The organism is Marihabitans asiaticum, assembly GCF_007828725.1.
In the GTDB taxonomy this organism is placed as follows: Bacteria; Actinomycetota; Actinomycetes; order Actinomycetales; family Dermatophilaceae; genus Marihabitans; species Marihabitans asiaticum.
In genome coordinates, this window is record NZ_VIUW01000004.1 from 260,046 (window position 1) to 276,992 (window position 16,947).

General features: G+C 71.7%; 16 protein-coding genes. 6 read left to right on the forward strand and 10 right to left on the reverse strand.

What is annotated here, in order from left to right; genetic code table 11:
• The first annotated feature begins 6 nt into the window (after window positions 1–6).
• The 3 genes from tpx to FB557_RS12300 are packed head-to-tail and all read left to right on the forward strand — an operon-like array spanning window position 7 to window position 1,751.
• Window positions 7–501 (forward strand): thiol peroxidase, encoded by a 495-nt coding sequence (tpx, locus tag FB557_RS12290; protein ID WP_144857903.1) that lies wholly within the window; start codon window positions 7–9, stop codon window positions 499–501.
• A gap of 18 nt (window positions 502–519) precedes the next feature.
• Window positions 520–957 (forward strand): HIT family protein, encoded by a 438-nt coding sequence (locus FB557_RS12295; protein ID WP_144857904.1) that lies wholly within the window; start codon window positions 520–522, stop codon window positions 955–957.
• Window positions 957–1,751 (forward strand): hypothetical protein, encoded by a 795-nt coding sequence (locus tag FB557_RS12300; RefSeq protein WP_144857905.1) that lies wholly within the window; start codon window positions 957–959, stop codon window positions 1,749–1,751. The genes FB557_RS12295 and FB557_RS12300 overlap by 1 nt, the downstream gene beginning before the upstream one ends.
• Before the next feature lie 136 nt (window positions 1,752–1,887).
• Here the strand turns inward: FB557_RS12300 and ligA are convergent, their stop codons facing one another.
• Window positions 1,888–4,092, reverse strand: coding sequence for an NAD-dependent DNA ligase LigA (gene ligA, locus FB557_RS12305; protein WP_144857906.1), 2,205 nt, complete (start codon window positions 4,090–4,092; stop codon window positions 1,888–1,890).
• A gap of 100 nt (window positions 4,093–4,192) precedes the next feature.
• Entirely contained in the window at window positions 4,193–5,902 is a 1,710-nt protein-coding gene (locus tag FB557_RS12310; protein ID WP_144857907.1) for an outer membrane protein assembly factor BamB family protein, read from the reverse strand.
• Window positions 5,903–6,082: 180 nt separating this feature from the next.
• Between FB557_RS12310 and FB557_RS12315 the strand changes: the two genes are divergently transcribed.
• Window positions 6,083–7,585, forward strand: a complete 1,503-nt coding sequence (locus FB557_RS12315) for a long-chain-fatty-acid--CoA ligase (RefSeq protein ID WP_144857908.1) — start codon at window positions 6,083–6,085, stop codon at window positions 7,583–7,585.
• A gap of 62 nt (window positions 7,586–7,647) precedes the next feature.
• Here FB557_RS12315 and FB557_RS12320 read toward each other — a convergent pair whose 3' ends face one another.
• Complete coding sequence (locus tag FB557_RS12320) at window positions 7,648–8,634, reverse strand: uroporphyrinogen decarboxylase/cobalamine-independent methonine synthase family protein (protein ID WP_246074771.1); 987 nt, start codon at window positions 8,632–8,634, stop codon at window positions 7,648–7,650.
• A 163-nt stretch (window positions 8,635–8,797) separates the two neighbouring features.
• On the opposite strand from FB557_RS12320, the gene FB557_RS12325 reads away from it, so the two are divergent.
• On the forward strand, window positions 8,798–10,321 hold the full coding sequence (locus FB557_RS12325; protein WP_144857909.1) for a SulP family inorganic anion transporter: 1,524 nt from the start codon (window positions 8,798–8,800) through the stop codon (window positions 10,319–10,321).
• Between the two features lie 32 nt (window positions 10,322–10,353).
• Here FB557_RS12325 and FB557_RS12330 read toward each other — a convergent pair whose 3' ends face one another.
• The 5 genes from FB557_RS12330 to FB557_RS14630 form a co-directional block, all read right to left on the reverse strand.
• On the reverse strand, window positions 10,354–10,614 hold the full coding sequence (locus FB557_RS12330) for a hypothetical protein (protein ID WP_144857910.1): 261 nt from the start codon (window positions 10,612–10,614) through the stop codon (window positions 10,354–10,356).
• A 41-nt stretch (window positions 10,615–10,655) separates the two neighbouring features.
• Window positions 10,656–11,762: a tRNA 2-thiouridine(34) synthase MnmA gene (gene mnmA, locus FB557_RS12335; RefSeq protein ID WP_144858012.1), complete on the reverse strand. Its 1,107-nt coding sequence runs from the start codon at window positions 11,760–11,762 to the stop codon at window positions 10,656–10,658.
• A 27-nt stretch (window positions 11,763–11,789) separates the two neighbouring features.
• Window positions 11,790–12,974, reverse strand: a complete 1,185-nt coding sequence (locus FB557_RS12340) for a cysteine desulfurase family protein (RefSeq protein ID WP_144857911.1) — start codon at window positions 12,972–12,974, stop codon at window positions 11,790–11,792.
• An 86-nt stretch (window positions 12,975–13,060) separates the two neighbouring features.
• Window positions 13,061–13,879, reverse strand: a complete 819-nt coding sequence (locus tag FB557_RS12345) for an undecaprenyl-diphosphate phosphatase (protein ID WP_144857912.1) — start codon at window positions 13,877–13,879, stop codon at window positions 13,061–13,063.
• A 125-nt stretch (window positions 13,880–14,004) separates the two neighbouring features.
• Window positions 14,005–14,355, reverse strand: coding sequence for a VldE C-terminal domain-containing protein (locus FB557_RS14630; protein ID WP_144857913.1), 351 nt, complete (start codon window positions 14,353–14,355; stop codon window positions 14,005–14,007).
• On the opposite strand from FB557_RS14630, the gene FB557_RS12355 reads away from it, so the two are divergent.
• Window positions 14,348–14,980 carry a hypothetical protein gene (locus FB557_RS12355; RefSeq protein WP_144857914.1) on the forward strand — a complete coding sequence of 211 codons (633 nt, stop codon included), beginning with the start codon at window positions 14,348–14,350 and terminating at the stop codon, window positions 14,978–14,980. The two genes, FB557_RS14630 and FB557_RS12355, sit on opposite strands and share 8 nt — an antisense overlap.
• Window positions 14,981–15,180: 200 nt before the next feature.
• Here FB557_RS12355 and FB557_RS12360 read toward each other — a convergent pair whose 3' ends face one another.
• Window positions 15,181–16,137: an electron transfer flavoprotein subunit alpha/FixB family protein gene (locus tag FB557_RS12360; RefSeq protein ID WP_144857915.1), complete on the reverse strand. Its 957-nt coding sequence runs from the start codon at window positions 16,135–16,137 to the stop codon at window positions 15,181–15,183.
• A gap of 29 nt (window positions 16,138–16,166) precedes the next feature.
• Window positions 16,167–16,946, reverse strand: a complete 780-nt coding sequence (locus tag FB557_RS12365; protein WP_144857916.1) for an electron transfer flavoprotein subunit beta/FixA family protein — start codon at window positions 16,944–16,946, stop codon at window positions 16,167–16,169.
• Between the last annotated feature and the right edge of the window lies 1 nt (window position 16,947).

Below are 16,947 nucleotides of genomic sequence, written 5' to 3' on the forward strand. Positions count from 1 at the left end.
GGGTCCATGGCAACCACCGCACTGCAAGGCACCCCCGTCACCACCTCCGGCGAGCTCCCCACCGTCGGCTCGAAGGCACCCGCCTTCGACCTCGTCGGCTCGGACCTCTCCCCGCTGCGCTCGGCTGACGTCGACAGCCGGGTCGTGCTCTCGATCTTCCCCAGTGTCGACACCGGGGTGTGCGCGCAGAGCGTGCGCACGTTCAACGAGCGCGCAGCCGAGCTCGACGGCACCACCGTGGTCAACGTCAGCGCCGACCTCCCCTTCGCCCAGGCCCGGTTCTGCGGCGCGGAAGGGATCGACCGGGTGCAGATGGGCTCGTCCTTCCGGTCCTCCTTCGGCGAGGACTACGGCGTGCTCATCACCGACGGACCGATGGCCGGGCTCCTCGCCCGCGCGGTGGTCGTCCTCGACGAGGACGGCACCGTGCTGCACAGCCAGCTCGTCGAGGAGATCGGCACCGAGCCCGACTACGACGCTGCGATCGACGCCCTGAGCTGACGCTTCTAGGGTTGGCCCATGGCCACCCTCTTCAGCAAGATCATCGCCGGGGAGATCCCCGGACGGTTCGTCTGGGCCGACGACGTGTGCGTCGCCTTCCTGACCATCGAGCCGATCACCGACGGACACGTCCTGGTCGTCCCCCGCGCGGAGATCGAGCAGTGGACCGACGCCGATGAGCAGACCTGGACCCATCTGCAGCGGGTGGCGCGGATCATCGGCCGCGCGCAGCAGGCGGAGTGGGGCACCCCGCGGATCGGCATGCTCCTCGAGGGATTCCTCGTCGACCACCTGCACATCCACACCTGGCCGGCCCGCGGACCGCAGGACTTCGACCCGCACGCGACGATGAGCGACGTCGAGGACGAGCGGTTCGAGGACGCAGCCCGGCGGCTCCGTGAGCGCCTGACCGCCGACGGGCACGAGGAGCACGTCGCCGGCCCGGGCCCGCTCTGATGGCGAGCCGTCCGATCCAGAGCCGCGGGGGCAAGATCGCCGGCTTCGTCGTGCTCCTGCTGGTGTTCGGGGCGATGCTCGTGCTCGGGACCTGGGGCATCGCCGCCGACGGCGACACCGGCTTCGCTCTCGCCTGGGCGGCCATCCTTATCCCCGTCGTCGCGATCCTCCTCTACGGCCTGGTCGGCACGATCCGCGAGGGACGCCCGGCGGCACTTGAGGACTTGCGCCCGGTCGACGGCACAATCGGCACAGAGCCGCCCCCTGGCGACGGCTCCTCCCCGTGGAGCCTGGGGCAAGTGGCCGCAGGGATCGCCCGACGCCTGGACGGAGCGCCGTACCGGGTGCTCGCCGACGACGACACCATCGTGGTGACGGCCGACCTCGCCGACGCCAGGTGGCGCCACCTGCTCACAGCCCGCGGCCTGAAGGACACGATGACCGTCGTGCTCCGGCACACCGGCGGCAGGTCCCTGCGCCGGACCGACGAGACCCGGCAGATCGAGTGGCACGCCGGAGTACCCAGCATCGGGGCGAGCGCGAAGGTGAGCAGCGGTCGCCAGTGGGGCTATCGGCGCCAGATCAACTTCGCGGTGACCGAACGCGGGGTGAGCAAGCCGGTCGACTACGAGTTCTCCACCGCAGATCTCAACGGCCCGATCCGCGAGACGATGCAGGCAGCCGGGTGGAAGACGGCGCTGAGCGCCGACGCCAAGGGTGGCCTTGCCATGGCGGCCTTCGTCGGGGTGTCCCTGGCCGTGATGGGGGTCTTCGCGCTCGTCACCCAGCTCTGAGCGGCATCGGCGTCGCCCGAGCCGGCGGCGGGGAAGTCCGCAGGAGCATCAAGGGGACCGGAGGGCGCCCAGCGCCCGAGGACCTCAGCTCCAAGGGCGGCCCCGCCGCCGGCGTGACCGCGCGGGGAGCAAGCGGCTACAGCTCTTCCCCTTCGCCGTCGTCGAACCCGGCCACCGTGCCGGTCTCGAGCAGCTCCCGGAACTGGTCCTCGTCGAGCATCCGCAGGCCGAGCTCCTCGGCCTTGGCCGCCTTGGACCCGGCGTTGTCGCCCACGACGACCCAGTCGGTCTTCTTGCTCACCGACCCGGCGGCCTTGCCGCCGCGCACGACGATCGCCTCCTTGGTCTCGTCCCGGCTGAACCCGGAAAGCGACCCGGTGACGACGACCGTCACCCCCTCGAGGGTCCGCGCGATGGACTCGTCCCGCTCGTCCTCCATCCGCACGCCGGCCGCGGCCCACCGGTCGACTATCTGGCGGTGCCAGGCGTTGTCCTCGCCGTCGAACCACTCGCGCACCGAGGCCGCGATGGTCGGCCCGACCCCGTCGACCGCGGCGAGCTGCTCCTCGGTCGCGGTCCGGACCCCCTCCATCGACCCGAAGTGCTGCGCCAGCGCCCGCGCCGCGGTCGGGCCGACGTGCCGGATGGAGAGCGCGACGAGCACCCGCCACAGGTCCGCCCCCTTCGCCTGCTCAAGGTTCTCCACGAGCTTGGCGCCGTTGGCCGAGAGCACCCGGCCGTCGACGACCGCAGCCTCGGGGTCGCTCTTCTTGGCCATCCGCGTGTACAGCGGCACCCGGGCGATGTCCTCGGCGGTGAGTTCGAAGAGGGTGGATTCGTCGGTGAGCACCCCGGCCTCGAGCAGCTCCCCCGCCCCCTCCCAGCCGAGCGCCTCGATGTCGAAGGCTCCGCGCCCGGCGAGGGAGAAGAGCCGCTCGCGCAGCTGGCTGGGGCAGGTGCGCGCGTTGGGGCAGCGGATGTCCTTGTCGCCCTCCTTCTGCGGGGCGAGCTCGGTGCCGCACGACGGGCAGTGCGTCGGCATCGTGAACTCGGTCCGGGCCCGCCCGTCGGTCTCCCGCAGCTCGACGACCGGCCCGAGGATCTCGGGGATGACGTCACCGGCCTTGCGCAGCACGACCATGTCGCCGATGAGCACGCCCTTGCGGCGCACCTCGTGGGCGTTGTGCAGGGTCGCCATCGAGACGGTCGACCCGGCGACGGTGACCGGCTCCATCACCCCGAAGGGCGTGACCCGACCGGTCCGCCCGACGTTGACCTGGATGTCGAGCAGGCGGGTGTTGACCTCCTCGGGCGGGTACTTGTACGCGATCGCCCACCGAGGAGCGCGCGAGGTCGACCCGAGGCGCCGCTGGGTGGCGATGTCGTCGACCTTGACCACGACGCCGTCGATCTCGTGCTCGTAGTCGTGCCGCCGCTTCTCGACCTGGGTGATGAAGCGCTTGACCTTGCTGATCGAGTCGAAGACCCGGTAGTGCGGTGATGTCGGCAGCCCCCACTCGTGCAGGAGCTCGTAGCCATGGCTCTGGCTGTCGATGTCGAAGCCCTCGCGCCGACCGGTGCCGTGGACGAGCATGTGCAGCGGCCGGGTGGCGGTGACCTTGGGGTCCTTCTGCCGCAGCGAGCCGGCGGCGGAGTTGCGCGGGTTGGCGAAGGGGGGTTTGCCCGCCTCGACGAGGCGGGCGTTGAGCTCGGCGAAGCCTTCGAGCGGGAAGAAGACCTCGCCGCGGACCTCGACGAGGTCCGGCACAGGCTCCCCCGTCGCCGCGAGCCGCTCGGGGACGTCCTCGATCGTCCGGACGTTCATCGTCACGTCCTCGCCGGTGCGCCCGTCGCCTCGGGTCAGCGCGCGGGTGAGGCGTCCCCCTTCGTAGAGCAGGTTGACCGCCAGCCCGTCGATCTTCAGCTCGCACAGGTACCGCAAGCCCGTGCCGACCTCGCGCTCGACGCGGGCGGCCCACTCGTCCATCTCCGCGGGGCTGAAGGCGTTGTCCAGGCTGAGCATCCGCTCGAGGTGGTCGACGGCGGCGAAGTCGGTGGCGAAGGGGGCGGCGCCCACCTTCTGGGTCGGCGAGTCCGGCGTCGCGAGCGAGGGATGGGCCTGCTCGACCTCCTCGAGCCGGCGCATGAGCCGGTCGTACTCGCCGTCGCTGATCGTCGGGGCGTCCTTGACGTGGTAGGCGAACTGGGCGGCGCCCAGCTGGTCGGCGAGCTCGGCCCACTCCTCGCGGACGGGCTCGGGCACCTGGTCGGGCGTCTCCGGCTCCGGCGCATCCGGGTCGGCCTGCGGGATCGCGTCGTCTGCGGTGCTCACCCGGCTCATCCTGCCGCACGGCGCCGACAACGCCGGGGGGTCCAGGGTGCACCGCACCGGCCCCGTCGGCCAGCCCAGGCACTCCAGACACGCCAGCCGGCGCGACCGGTCACTGCAGCCTGATCCCGAAGAGGGCGCGGTTGCGCGTGGCGACGACGAGCATGTCGTCGTACACCGCAGGGGTCGCCTCGACCGTGCCGCCCAGCTCGATGCTGCTGAGGTCCTCCCCCGTGGCCGGGTCGATCATCCGCAGCGTGCCCGCCGCGTCGGCGAGCACGACGACGCTCGCGCCGTCGGAGCCGGTGACCTGCGTCGGGGTGCTCCACGAGAGGTGCTCGAGGTCCTTGACCCACCGCTGCTCGCCCGTGGCGGTGTCGAGCGCGACGAGCCGGCCGGTCTCCCCGTCAGGGGCGCGGGAGACGTTGAAGAGGACGAGCCCGGCCAGGTCGTCCCGGCCGAGCATCGGGGAGGCGAGCACTCCGCCGTTGGACCCGGCGTTGTACTCGGTCGGCACCTCGTGCTCCCAGAGCACCTCTCCGGTGAGGGCGTCGATCTTGCGCAGCTGGGCGGGGTGCTGGGAGCCGCCGGCCGCGCCGCGGTGGTCGATCTCGTTGCCGTGGTAGAGGTACAGACCCTGGTCGGTCACCTCCAGCGGCATCGTCGCGTCGGAGTCGTCGCCGACGTCGCGGGCCCAGACGACCTGCATCGTCGCGACGTCGACGCACAGCAGGTTGCCGTCGTTGTCGGAGAACCACACGAGGTTGCGGTAGGCCACCGGCGAGCTCTCGATGCCCACCTTGTCCGTCGCCGGTGTCTCGAAGGTGAGCCTTGTGATCTGCGGCTCGACGGTCACGGTCCCACCGTCGTACGTCGAGTTCAGCTCGACTCGGTAGATGATGCCGTTCTCGCCCGCGGCGACGAGGATGTCGTGCTCGGCGTCGACGAGGGACGATGAGTCGAAGGCCTGCCAGCGACGCTGGCTGAGCGGGTCTTTGGTGATGCTCGCCTCGACGTCACCCTCGATGAGGTCCAGGACGGCGAAGCGCATGTCGTACTTCTCCGGGTCGAGGGCAGACGGCAGCCCCTGCCCCGCGTAGAGCAGCGGGTACCCGCGCGGGTCGAGCGACCCGGTGCCCTTGAAGCCCTGACCGGTGGCGATCCCGTCCTTGGTGGGCTGCCCAGTCGCGAGGTCGACCCGATGGACGACCCCGTCGAACGCGGGCTGGAGCACCTCGACGGTGCCCGGCTCGATCCCCATCTCACGGGCCGTGTCGTCGGGCCAGCGGACGATGATCGGCTGCCCGGTCCACCCGGCGCCGTCCCACGTGCCGCCGAGCGCGGACAGCTCGCCGAGGGGCGCCTGCCAGGCCACCTCCATCGTCCGCTCGGTGAGCGATCGCTCGCCGAAGGTGCCACCGGTCCGCCACGGGCCGCCGCGCCAGGCCACGACCCCGTCGAGCTCGGTGTATTGCTCCTGGTCGGGGAAGGACACCGTCGCCTTCGCGTCGTCCGCGCTCAGGGGCTGGCCGTCCGGGCCCACCACCCGCCAGGTGATCTCGCCGGCGCCGTCGAGCATCGGCATCGACCATGAGCCGGGCGAGGTCTCGCTCGCTCGCGGCAGGTCCTCGGACTTCTCGGTCGAGACCGCCTCGCGCAGCTCCTCCGGCTCGATGACCTCGCCGCTGCCCACGTGCGGCACCCGTGGCTCGCCGTCCCCGAGGAAGACCTTGGCGACCCGCGCCACCGCGACGACCAGCAGTCCGATGACGACAAGGACGACCAGCCGGCGGCGCCAGTAGGTGCGTCTCGAGGTGGGCATGGGGCCGATCCAATCAAATGCGACCGACAACGAGCCGTCGACAGGCCGATCCGAGCGCGAAGGGGGGGAAAACCTGGCCGCCGCTCGAGCCTCGCGACGATTCCCCTGGACACCCCCTTCCCTGCGCCTCCCCCTTCGCGACAAGATGTCACCCCACCCTCCCTGACACAGGAGTCGATGATGACCAACCTGGCGAGCAACCTCGTCTCGACCGCCCAGCGCGACCCCGACGGCGTCGCCATCAAGCTCGACGACGCCGAGCTGACCTGGAGCCAGCTGCACGGCCTGGCCGCCAAGGCCGCAGGCGCGATGAAGAAGGCCGGGCTCGAGCCGGGCGACCGGGTCGCGCTGATCCTGCCGAACGTGCCCGCCTTCCCCGTGCTTCTCTACGGGGCGCTGCTCGCCGGCGGGACCGTCGTCCCGATGAACCCGCTGCTCAAGGCCGGGGAGATCGAGTACTTCTTCTCCGACTCCGGCGCCAAGCTCGCCTTCGTGTGGGGTGACTTCGTGAGCGAGGCCGTCGCCGGCGCCGAGTCGCTCGACACCAAGGTCATCCAGTCCGGCCCCGTCGGCCCGTCCGACGAGGATCTCCCGCCCGGCGAGGCGATCGCCACCCCGGTCGAGCGCGCCGCCGACGACACCGCCGTCATCCTCTACACCTCGGGCACCACCGGCCGGCCCAAGGGTGCCGAGCTGACCCACCAGAACCTCGACCTCAACGCCCAGCGCTCGAGCCAGGACATCATGGAGATGTCCTCGGACGACGTGATCATGGGCTGCCTGCCGCTCTTCCACGTCTTCGGTCTGACCTGCGGCCTCAACGCCGCCGTCCGGGTGGGCGCGACGCTGACGCTCATCCCCCGCTTCGACCCCGCGAAGGCGCTCCAGGTCGTCGAGCGCGACAAGGTGACGATCTTCCAGGGCGTGCCGACGATGTACGGCGCGATGCTCGGCCACCCCGACGCCGACAGCACCGACGTCTCCAGCCTGCGCACCTGCGTCTCCGGCGGCTCGGCGCTGCCGGAAGACACGCTGCGCCGCTTCGAGGAGAAGTTCGGCACCCAGATCCTCGAGGGCTACGGCCTCTCGGAGACGTCTCCTGTCGCCTCCTTCAACATGCCCGACAAGCCGACCAAGCCGGGCACCATCGGTCGCGCGATCCCCGGCTGCGAGATGAAGCTCATCGACGCCGACGGCAACGACGTGCCCCCCGGCGACGGCGTGGGCGAGATCGCGATCCGCGGCGACAACGTCATGAAGGGGTACTGGAACAAGCCCGAGGCGACCGCCGAGTCGATCCCGGACGGCTGGTTCCGCACCGGCGACCTGGCCACCGTCGACGAGGACGGGTACTACACCATCGTCGACCGCAAGAAGGACCTCATCATCCGCGGCGGGATGAACGTCTACCCGCGGGAGGTCGAAGAGGTGCTCTACAGCCACCCGGACGTGGTGGAGTGCGCCGTCGTCGGCGTGCCGGACGATGCCATGGGCGAGGAGATCGGCGCCGCGGTGTCGCTCGCACCGGACTCCGACACCTCGCTCGACGAGATCCAGGCCTACGTCAAGGACCGGATCGCGGCGTACAAGTACCCGCGCAAGATCTGGGCCATGGACGAGCTGCCCAAGGGCCCGACGGGCAAGATCCTCCGCCGCGAGGTCAGCGTCCCCGCCGACGCCTGATCGCACCCTGCTACCACGCAGTAGTGGTCGTGATCATGACCACTACTGCGTGGTAGCGCGGGTCAGCCCGGGTACTCGGTCAGCGAGCGGGCGACCTCGACAGCGAGGCGTTGGGAGCCGACGGCCGCCGAAGGGGGGAGCCCGGCCAGTCCGCATGAAGGGGTGACCCGCACCTGGGCGAGTCGGTCCTCGCCCAGACCGATCCGTCGCCAGGGGTCGACGACGCGGCGTCGGGCGGCCTGCCAGGTCGGCGTCTCGTTCCCCTGGCTGGGAACGACGCCGGCCCACAGCTCGCGCCCGCTCTCGACGAGAGCGGCGACCTCGTCCCAGGCCCGGGCGTCGAGCAGCGTGAGGTCGAGCGCGAGGGCGCCCACGCCGGTCTCCCCGATCAGGCCCACCGGCACGTCCGGGGCGCAGGAGTGGACCGCCGCCGCCACCCCGTCGGCCCGGTCGAGCACGCTCCGCAGGCCGGAGCGCACCTCCGACCGGTCGACGGCTCGGAGCCGGCCGTACCCGGACTGGGTGGGCAGCCGGCCCTCGAGGACCGCGGGGAGAGCCGGCTCGTCGAGCTGAAGCGTGAGCTGCGCTCCCGGCACCAGCCGGCGCAGATCGGCGAGGTGAGCGGCTACCCCTTCGCCGAGAGACTCCACGAGGTCACGGCGGGCGCCCGGGTCGCTCACCGCCCGCTCCCCCCGCGTCAGCTCGAGGGTCGCCGCGAGCGTCCACGGCCCGCACACCTGGACCTTGAGCGGACCGGACCAGCCGTCGTAGGCCTCGGCCAGCTCGTCCAGGTCCTGGCGCAGGTAGGCGGCGGCCCTCCCTTCGTCTGCGCCGGGGCGGTCGACCAGCCGCCAGCCGTACGGCTGGGTCTCCACGTGCAACCCCTCGAGCAGGGCGCCCGCGCGGCCGATCATGTCGGCGCCCGGGCCGCGTCCGGGCAGCTCGGGCAGGTAGGGCAGGTCGTCGACGAGCAGGTCGCGCACGGCCCTGATCGCCTCGCGCGGCTCCGTCCCGGGCCAGCTGCCGATGCCGGAGGCGACGATCTGCACGGGGTCTCCTGATGAGCGAGTTGGTCGGCCCGAGGACGCGGCGATACCGTGACCGGGCGCTGTGACGCGCCGCTGCATCGTCGCACACCCGGTCCCCCGCCGCCGCCACCCGACGCCGCCGGGCCGGACCGCACCACTCCCCCCTTCGCCGAAAGGCCCCGTCATGTCTGCCGACCTGCTTGAGCTGCCCGAGCCGCAGCTGCACCCGCACGAGCTCACCGTGCGGCGCGCGCTGCGCACGCCGCGGCTGCTGCGCACCGAGGTCCTCGCCGGGCTCGTGGTGGCGCTGGCGCTCATCCCCGAGGCGATCTCCTTCTCGATCATCGCCGGGGTGGACCCGCGGGTCGGGCTCTTCTCCTCCTTCGTCATGGCGGTGACGATCGCCTTCGTCGGTGGACGCCCCGCGATGATCACCGCAGCCACCGGGGCCGTCGCGCTCGTCATCGCCCCGGTCGCCCGGGACCACGGCTTCGACTACTTCGTCGCGACGGTGCTCCTCGCCGGGGTGATGCAGATCGTGCTCGCCCTGCTCGGCGTCGCCCGGCTCATGCGCTTCATCCCCCGCTCGGTCATGGTCGGATTCGTCAACGCCCTGGCGATCCTCATCTTCACCGCGCAGCTACCGCACCTGGTCGACGTCGGCCCGGCGGTGTACGCGCTCATGGCCGTCGGGCTGGTCATCGTCTTTGCGCTGCCCCGGGTCACGACGGCCGTGCCTGCGCCGCTCGTGGCGATCGTCGCGCTCACCGCGTATGTGTGGGTCACCGGCACCGACGTGCCGGACGTGCGCGACATGGGCGAGCTGCCGGACTCCCTCCCGGCACTCTTCGTCCCCGACGTCCCGCTGACGCTCGAGACGCTGCGGATCATCGCGCCCTACGCCCTCGCCATGGCCCTCGTCGGGCTCATGGAGTCGCTCATGACCGCCAAGCTCGTCGACGACATCACCGACCTGCACACCGACAAGACGGTGGAGGCGCGCGGCCAGGGCATCGCCAACATCGCCTCGGGGCTCTTCGGTGGCATGGGTGGCTGCGCGATGATCGGCCAGACGATGATCAACGTCAAGGCATCGCGCGCCCGGACGCGGATCTCGACCTTCGTCGCCGGCGTGCTCCTGCTCGTCCTCGTCGTCGGGCTCGGCGACATCGTCGGCCGGATCCCGATGGCGGCGCTCGTCGCGGTGATGATCCTCGTCTCGGTCGCCACCTTCGACTGGCACAGCGTGCAGCCCTCGACCCTGCGCCGGATGCCCCGCTCGGAGACCCTCGTGATGCTCACCACCGTCGTCTCGGTCGTCCTGACCCACAACCTCGCGATCGGCGTCGTCCTCGGTGTCGTCACCGCGACGGTCCTCTTCGCCCGCCGGGTCGCCCACCTCGCCGGGGTCGAGCGCGAGCTGGTCGAGGACGCTGACGGCAGCGTGCACGCGCGGTACACCGTGACCGGCGAGCTGTTCTTCGCCTCCAGCAACGACCTGTACAGCCAGTTCCACCCCAGCGACGACCCGGACCGGATCGTCGTCGACGTCAGCGGCTCGCACCTGTGGGACGCCTCGACGATCGCGGCGCTGGACGCGATCGAGGCGAAGTACCACTCCCGCGGCAAGTCGGTCGAGATCGTCGGGCTGAACGAGGCGAGCACCGCGATGCACCAGCGGCTCTCGGGCACCCTGCCCTCGCACTGAGCCGCGGGCGGCTACCAAAGCCGACCTGGCGGCTACCGCCGAGCCGCGACGAACTCCTCGACGGAGCGGGGAGGGCTGGCGCTCACCCCGTCGGTCGGCTGCGGCTCGCCGGCGACGAGGCGAAGGGGGACCACCCCGGTCCACACGTCGGCCTCCTCGGGAGCATCCGTGCCGCCACCTCGGCACTTGAGCGTGGCCAGCGTGCCGGTCAGCACCTCATCAAGGAGGGCGTCGAGCTCAGCGCGCTCGGAGCTGCCCCGCTCGGGGTAGCGGGTGAGGGAGTCAAGAGCCATGCCGGCGATCCTGCCAGCAGCGACCGTGACGGCGAAGGGGGTCAGCGCGCGGTTGTCGCGATGGTCGCCGACCCGACGACCCGGGTGCCGTCGTAGAGGACGACCGACTGCCCCGGGGCGACCCCCCGGACCGGCTCGTCAAGGTCGACGACAAGGCGCGACTCTCCCCCTTGGCCCTCTCCCCCGTCGCACGCCTCGACGCGGGCGGTGGCGGGGATCTCCTCCCCGTGCGCACGCAGCTGCGCACCGACCCGCACCTCTCCGCTCGGCGCGGGGCCGCACCAGCGGGCGGACTGCCCGACCACGTGGCGGACCCCGAGCAGGTCCGAGGTGCCGATGAAGACCCGGTTGTCCCGCGCGTCGACGCCGGTGACGAAGCGCGGCGACCCGTCCAGGGAGGAGCGCTCCAGCCCGAGCCCGCGTCGCTGCCCCACGGTGAACCCGTACGAGCCCTGGTGCGCGCCGACGACCTCGCCGCTGACCTCGTCGACGATCTCTCCGGGCCGCTCGCCGAGCCGCTCGGTGAGCCAGCCGCGGGTGTTGCCGTCGGCGATGAAGCAGATGTCGTGGCTGTCCGGCTTCTTCGCCACGGCGAAGCCGCGCGCGGCCGCTTCCTCGCGGATCTGCGGCTTGGTCGTGTCCCCGAGGGGGAAGAAGGAGCGGGCGAGCTGGTCGGCATCCAGCACCCCGAGCACGTAGGACTGGTCCTTGCCCTCGTCCACCGCGCGGTGCAGCTCGCGCCCTGCCGTCCCCTCGACGACCTGGGCGTAGTGCCCGGTCGCGACGGCGTCGAAGCCGAGGGCGAGCGCCTTGTCGAGGAGGGCGGCGAACTTGATCTTCTCGTTGCACCGCAGGCAGGGGTTCGGGGTGCGCCCGGCCTCGTACTCGGCGACGAAGTCGTCGATGACGTCCCGCTGGAAGGCACCGGCCATGTCCCAGACGTAGAACGGGATGCCGAGCCGGTCGGCGACCCGGCGGGCGTCCCCGGCGTCCTCGATGGTGCAGCAGCCGCGCGCTCCCTCCCGCAGGGTCTTCGCGCTCCGGGACAGCGCGAGGTGCACGCCGACGACCTCGTGACCCGCGTCGAGCATCCGGGCAGCGGCGACGGCGGAGTCGACTCCGCCGCTCATCGCGGCGACGACCCGCAGCCCGCCTCTTCCTTGCGCTGCCACTGCTCAGGCGGCGCCGCTCGCGCGGCGGGCTCGGTCGATGGCGTCGGGCAGGGCGGCCAGGGCGGCGTCAACGTCGGCCTCGGTGGAGGTCCAGCCCAGACTCAGGCGAAGGGAGCCGCGCGCCTCCTCCTCGGTCCGGCCCATCGCGAGGACGACATGGCTCGGCTGCGGGACACCGGCCTGGCACGCCGAGCCGGTGGAGCACTCGATCCCCGCCGCGTCCAGCAGGTAGAGGAGGGAATCGCCCTCGCAGCCGGGGATGGTGATGTGCGCGTTGCCCGGGAGGCGGGTCGTGACGTCCCCGGGCTCCCAGCAGCCGGAGATCCGCACGCCCAGGCCCAGCTCCTGGGTTCCGGCGAGCAGGCGGTCCCGTAGCGCGGCGACCCGGCGCGCCTCGGCGTCACGGTCCGCGACGGACTCGGTGAGGGCCGCTGCCAGGCCGGCGATGCCGGGGGCGTTGAGCGTGCCGCTACGGATCGAGCGCTCCTGCCCGCCGCCGTGGCTCGTCGGAGCCAGCACCGCGTCGCGGCGGGCGAGCATGGCCCCGACGCCCACCGGGCCGCCGAGCTTGTGCCCGCTCAGGGCGAGGGTCTCGGCCCCGGAGGCAGCGAAGTCGACCGGCAGGTGGCCGCAGGCCTGGACCGCGTCGGTGTGCAGCGGGATGCCGTGCTCGGCGCAGACCTGCGCGATCGCCGGGACGTCCTGGATCGTGCCGACCTCGTTGTTGGCCCACATCACCGCGACGAGGGCAACCGAGTCAGGGTCCTCCTCGATGACCGCCGCCACGTCCTGCGGGCGCACGGTGCCGCACTCCCCCGGCTCGACGAAGCTGATCGGGGCCCCCTGGGTCTGCGCCAGGTGCATGGCCGGGTCGAGCACGGCGTGGTGCTCCACGCCGGAGACGACGATCCGGGTGCGGGAGGGGTCCGCGGCTCGACGCGCCTCGTAGGAGCCGAGGACGGCGATGTTGTCGGACTCGGTGCCACCGCTGGTGAAGATCACCTCTGACGGTCGCGCACCGAGCGCCTCGGCGACCTGCTCGCGGGACTCCTCGACGACCCTGCGGGCGCGCCGCCCGGCACCGTGCAGGCTCGAGGGGTTGCCCACGAGGTGCATCTGCTCACAGACCGCCTCGAGCGCTGCCGCGCGCATGGGCGTGGTCGCCGCGTGGTCGAGGTAGGTGCTCATCGGATCGAGTCTAGGGAACCGCGATCGCTCGAGGGTGCGAGGCCGCCCGCGGCCGAGCCTCGAGACGATCCCCCTTCGCTCTCGTCCTAGGCCTGGAGCACGCCGGTGGCCAGCAGCGCGAAGATCACCAGCGCCAGGACGATCCGGTAGATGACGAAGGGCTTGAAGGTGTGGGTCGAGATGTACCGCAGCAGCCAGGCGATGACCGCGTAGCCGATGACGAAGGAGATGAGCGTCGCCACCGCGATCGGGCCCCAGGCCGGCTCGACCGGGTCGTCGGCGATGTCGAAGAGCTGCTGGAAGCCCGAGAGCAGGACCGCCGGGATCGCGAGGAGGAAGGAGTACCGGGCCGCGGCCTCGCGGGTGTAGCCCATGAAGAGACCACCGGCGATCGTGCCGCCGGAGCGGGAGACGCCGGGGATGAGCGCCAGGGCCTGCCACAGGCCGTAGAGCAGGCCGTGCCGCACGGTGAGCCGGTCCAGCTCGCGCTCCTGCTTGGCCCGCAGGTCGGCGTAGCCGATGACGAGTGCGAAGACGAGGAGCATCGTCGCCGTGAGCCAGAGGTTGCGCGCCGGCCCGGTGATGACGTCCTTGAAGGCCAGGCCGAGCACACCGATCGGGATCGAGCCGAGGATGACCATCCAGCCCAGGCGCGCGTCGGGGTCGCTGTGCGGCAGCTTGCCGACGACCGCGAGGCACCACGACCTGATGATCGTGACGATGTCCTTGCGGAAGTAGACGAGCACGGCGGCCTCGGTGCCCAGCTGGGTGATCGCGGTGAAGGCAGACCCGGGGTCATCGCCGAAGAACCGGCCGACGATCGACTGGTGGGCGCTGGAGCTGATCGGCAGGAACTCGGTCAGCCCCTGGACGATGCCCAGCACGATGGCCTGCAGCCAGTCCACGGTCGGTCCTCTCAGGTTCGGTGACGAGGTCGGTCAGTCCTACGACTGTCGGCGAGGGCATCGGGCGCCGCAGGGCCGCGCCGACAGTCGGAGGACTGTCGGCGCGGAGGCGGGCGAAGGGGGGGTCAGCTCACCGAGACGTGGACGTGGTCGTAGTGGTTGGCCGTCGCGCTGCCCCGGTCGGACATCTGCCGCCAGTCGCGGCCGGGCATCCAGATGCGCTGCTTCCAGATGATGTAGGTGATGTTGAGGCGGCTCGCGTTGGCCTGGAGGTAGGCCGCGACGGCGTCACCGTCGGCCGAACCGCACATCACGTCGACCGCTCGGCCCGAGCCGTGGTCGCCACCGTCACCGGCGCGGTAGCCGCCGATGTTGGTCAGGTGGGGGAACTGCGAGCGGACCGCGGAGTAGACGCCCGAGGCGTTGGGCCCGAGCCCGAGGCCGCTGGCCTGGGACTGGTAGGCGCCGGTGTTCACCGACGAGCTGGCCGAGGACTGGCCCGACGAGCCCGAGGAGGAGCTCGACGACGAGCCGGACGAAGAGCTCGACGACGAGGACGAGCTCGACGACGAGGACGAGCCCGAGGAACCGGACGAAGCGTTCGACGAGGAGCCCGAGGAGCTGGACGAGGACCCGCCGGTGCTCGACTGCCCCGAGCCCTGCCCGCTGCTCGAGGAGTCGGCTGCCGACGACGACGTGCTCTGCGCAGAGTCAGTCTCGACCTCGGGGGCCGGCTTCGGTTCGGGCTTGGGCTTCGGCTTGGGCTTCTCCACCGCGGAGATCCCGAGGTCGCCCGCCGCCTGGGCGCCATCGCGAAGGGGGGCGGGCAGCGAGGTCGGCGCCTGCAGCGAGGTCCGGGCCGCGCTGCGGTGGGCGGTGGCCGCGCCGCGGTCGGCGAGCAGCGCCTGGGCGCTGGCGGAGGCCTGCGCCGACGGCTCGGCCGAGGTGTCGGTGCTCGCGGCGGGTGCGGCGATGAGCGCGCTGGCCCCGAGCACGAGGCCGAGGCCGGTGCTGGACTTCAGGGCTGCGCCCTTGGAGCGGGTGAGAGCGGCGGCGGCGCTGCGAGCGCTACGGGCAGCGCGGCGTCGACCGACGTACTGATCGGGCTGGGTCACGGAGAGACCTTCAGGGTGCGGGGACATCAGGGGCTGCCCGGCCGCCGGGACACGGCGGCGTTGAGCAGGGCGTTCTCCAGGGTAGCGAGCGTTCGCCGGCAAGTCACATTTCGGTAACGCGGCGTGGTACGCGTCACGCCCCCGACCGGATGGACGGGGGCGTGACGACGGCGACAGGAGCGGGCGTCAGCCCTTCTTGCCCTGGACCGCCTCGGTGGCCTGCGGGAGCACCTGGAAGAGGTCGCCGACGACGCCGAAGTCGACCAGCTCGAAGATGGGCGCCTCCTCGTCCTTGTTCACGGCGACGATCGTCTTGCTCGTCTGCATCCCGGCGCGGTGCTGGATCGCACCGGAGATCCCGGCCGCGACGTACAGCTGCGGGCTGACCTGCTTGCCGGTCTGGCCCACCTGGCTGGAGTGCGGGTACCACCCGGCGTCGACCGCGGCGCGCGAGGCACCGACCGCGGCACCGAGGGTGTCGGCGAAGCCTTCGACCGGGCTGAAGTCGCCGCCGGTCCCCCGGCCACCGGAGACGACGATCGCCGCCTCGGTGAGCTCGGGACGCCCGGACTGCTTCTTCGGCTCAGACGCGGTGACCTTCGCGGCCTTGGCCTGCTCGGAGATCTCGGGGGTGAACTCCTCGAGCTCGCCCGCACCCTGAGCCTGCTCGGGCGTCGCGGAGTTGGGCTTGACGCAGATGATCGCGGCGCCCTTGGTGACCGAGGAACGGACCGTCCAGCTGCCCGCGAAGACCGACTGGGTGGTCTCCGGGCCGGACTCGCCCGCCTGCACGTCGACGGCGTCGGTGATCAGACCGGACTCGGTCTTGACCGCGAGCCGGGCGGCGATCTCCTTGCCGGCGGAGTTGCTCGGGATGAGCACCACCGAGGCGCCGGTCTTCTCGACCAGCTGGGCGAGGATCTCGGCCTGCGGGGCGACGAGGTGCTCGGTCGCCGCGGGGTCGGAGACGGAGATGATCTTCTCCGCGCCGTAGCGGCCGAGGAGGTCCTTGGCGGTCTCGGCGCCGGGGCCGATGAAGACCGCGGTCGGGGTGCCCAGACGGCGGGCGATGGTGAGCATCTCCGCGGCCGGCTTCTTCACCTCACCGTTGATCTGGTCGACGAGGACGAGGACGTCAGTCATGTTCTTTTCTCTCTCCTTCTCGCGCCGGCTCAGACGAACTTCTGCGCGGCGAGGAACTCCGCGAGCTTGGTCCCGCCGTCACCCTCGTCGGCGACGACCTCACCCTGCTCGCGCGGGGGACGCTTGGTGGTCTCGAGGACTGCGGTCCACGCGTTGGCCTGACCGACCTGACCGGCGTCGACCCCGAGGTCGGACAGGCCCCAGGTCTCGACCGGCTTCTTCTTCGCCGCCATGATCCCCTTGAAGGAGGGGTAGCGCGGCTCGTTGATCTGGTCGGTGACCGAGACCAGCGCCGGAAGCGAGGACTCGATCGTCTCGGTCGAGGAGTCGCCGTCGCGGCGGATCTTCACGCCCTCGCCCTCGACGGTGAGCTCGGAGGCGAAGGTCACCTGCGGCAGACCGAGCCGCTCGGCGAGCATCGCCGGGACGACCGACATCGTGCCGTCGGTCGAGGCCATGCCGGTGAGCACGAGGTCCGGGCTCCCGATCTTCTTGATCGCCTCGGCGAGCACGAGCGAGGTCGCGGGGGCGTCGGACCCGGCGATCGCCTCGTCGAGGATGTGCACGCCCTTGTCGGCGCCCATCTGCAGCGCCTTCTTGACCGCCTCGGCGGCGTCGTCGGGGCCGACGGTGAGGACGGTGACCTCACCCTCGCCGGCCTCGGCGATCTTCAGCGCCTCCTCGATGGCGTACTCGTCGAGCTCGGAGAGCAGCCCGTCGACACCCTCACGGTCGGTCGTGTTGTCCTCGGTGAACGCGCGCTCGGACTGTGCGTCCGGCACGTACTTGACGCAGACGACGATGTTCATC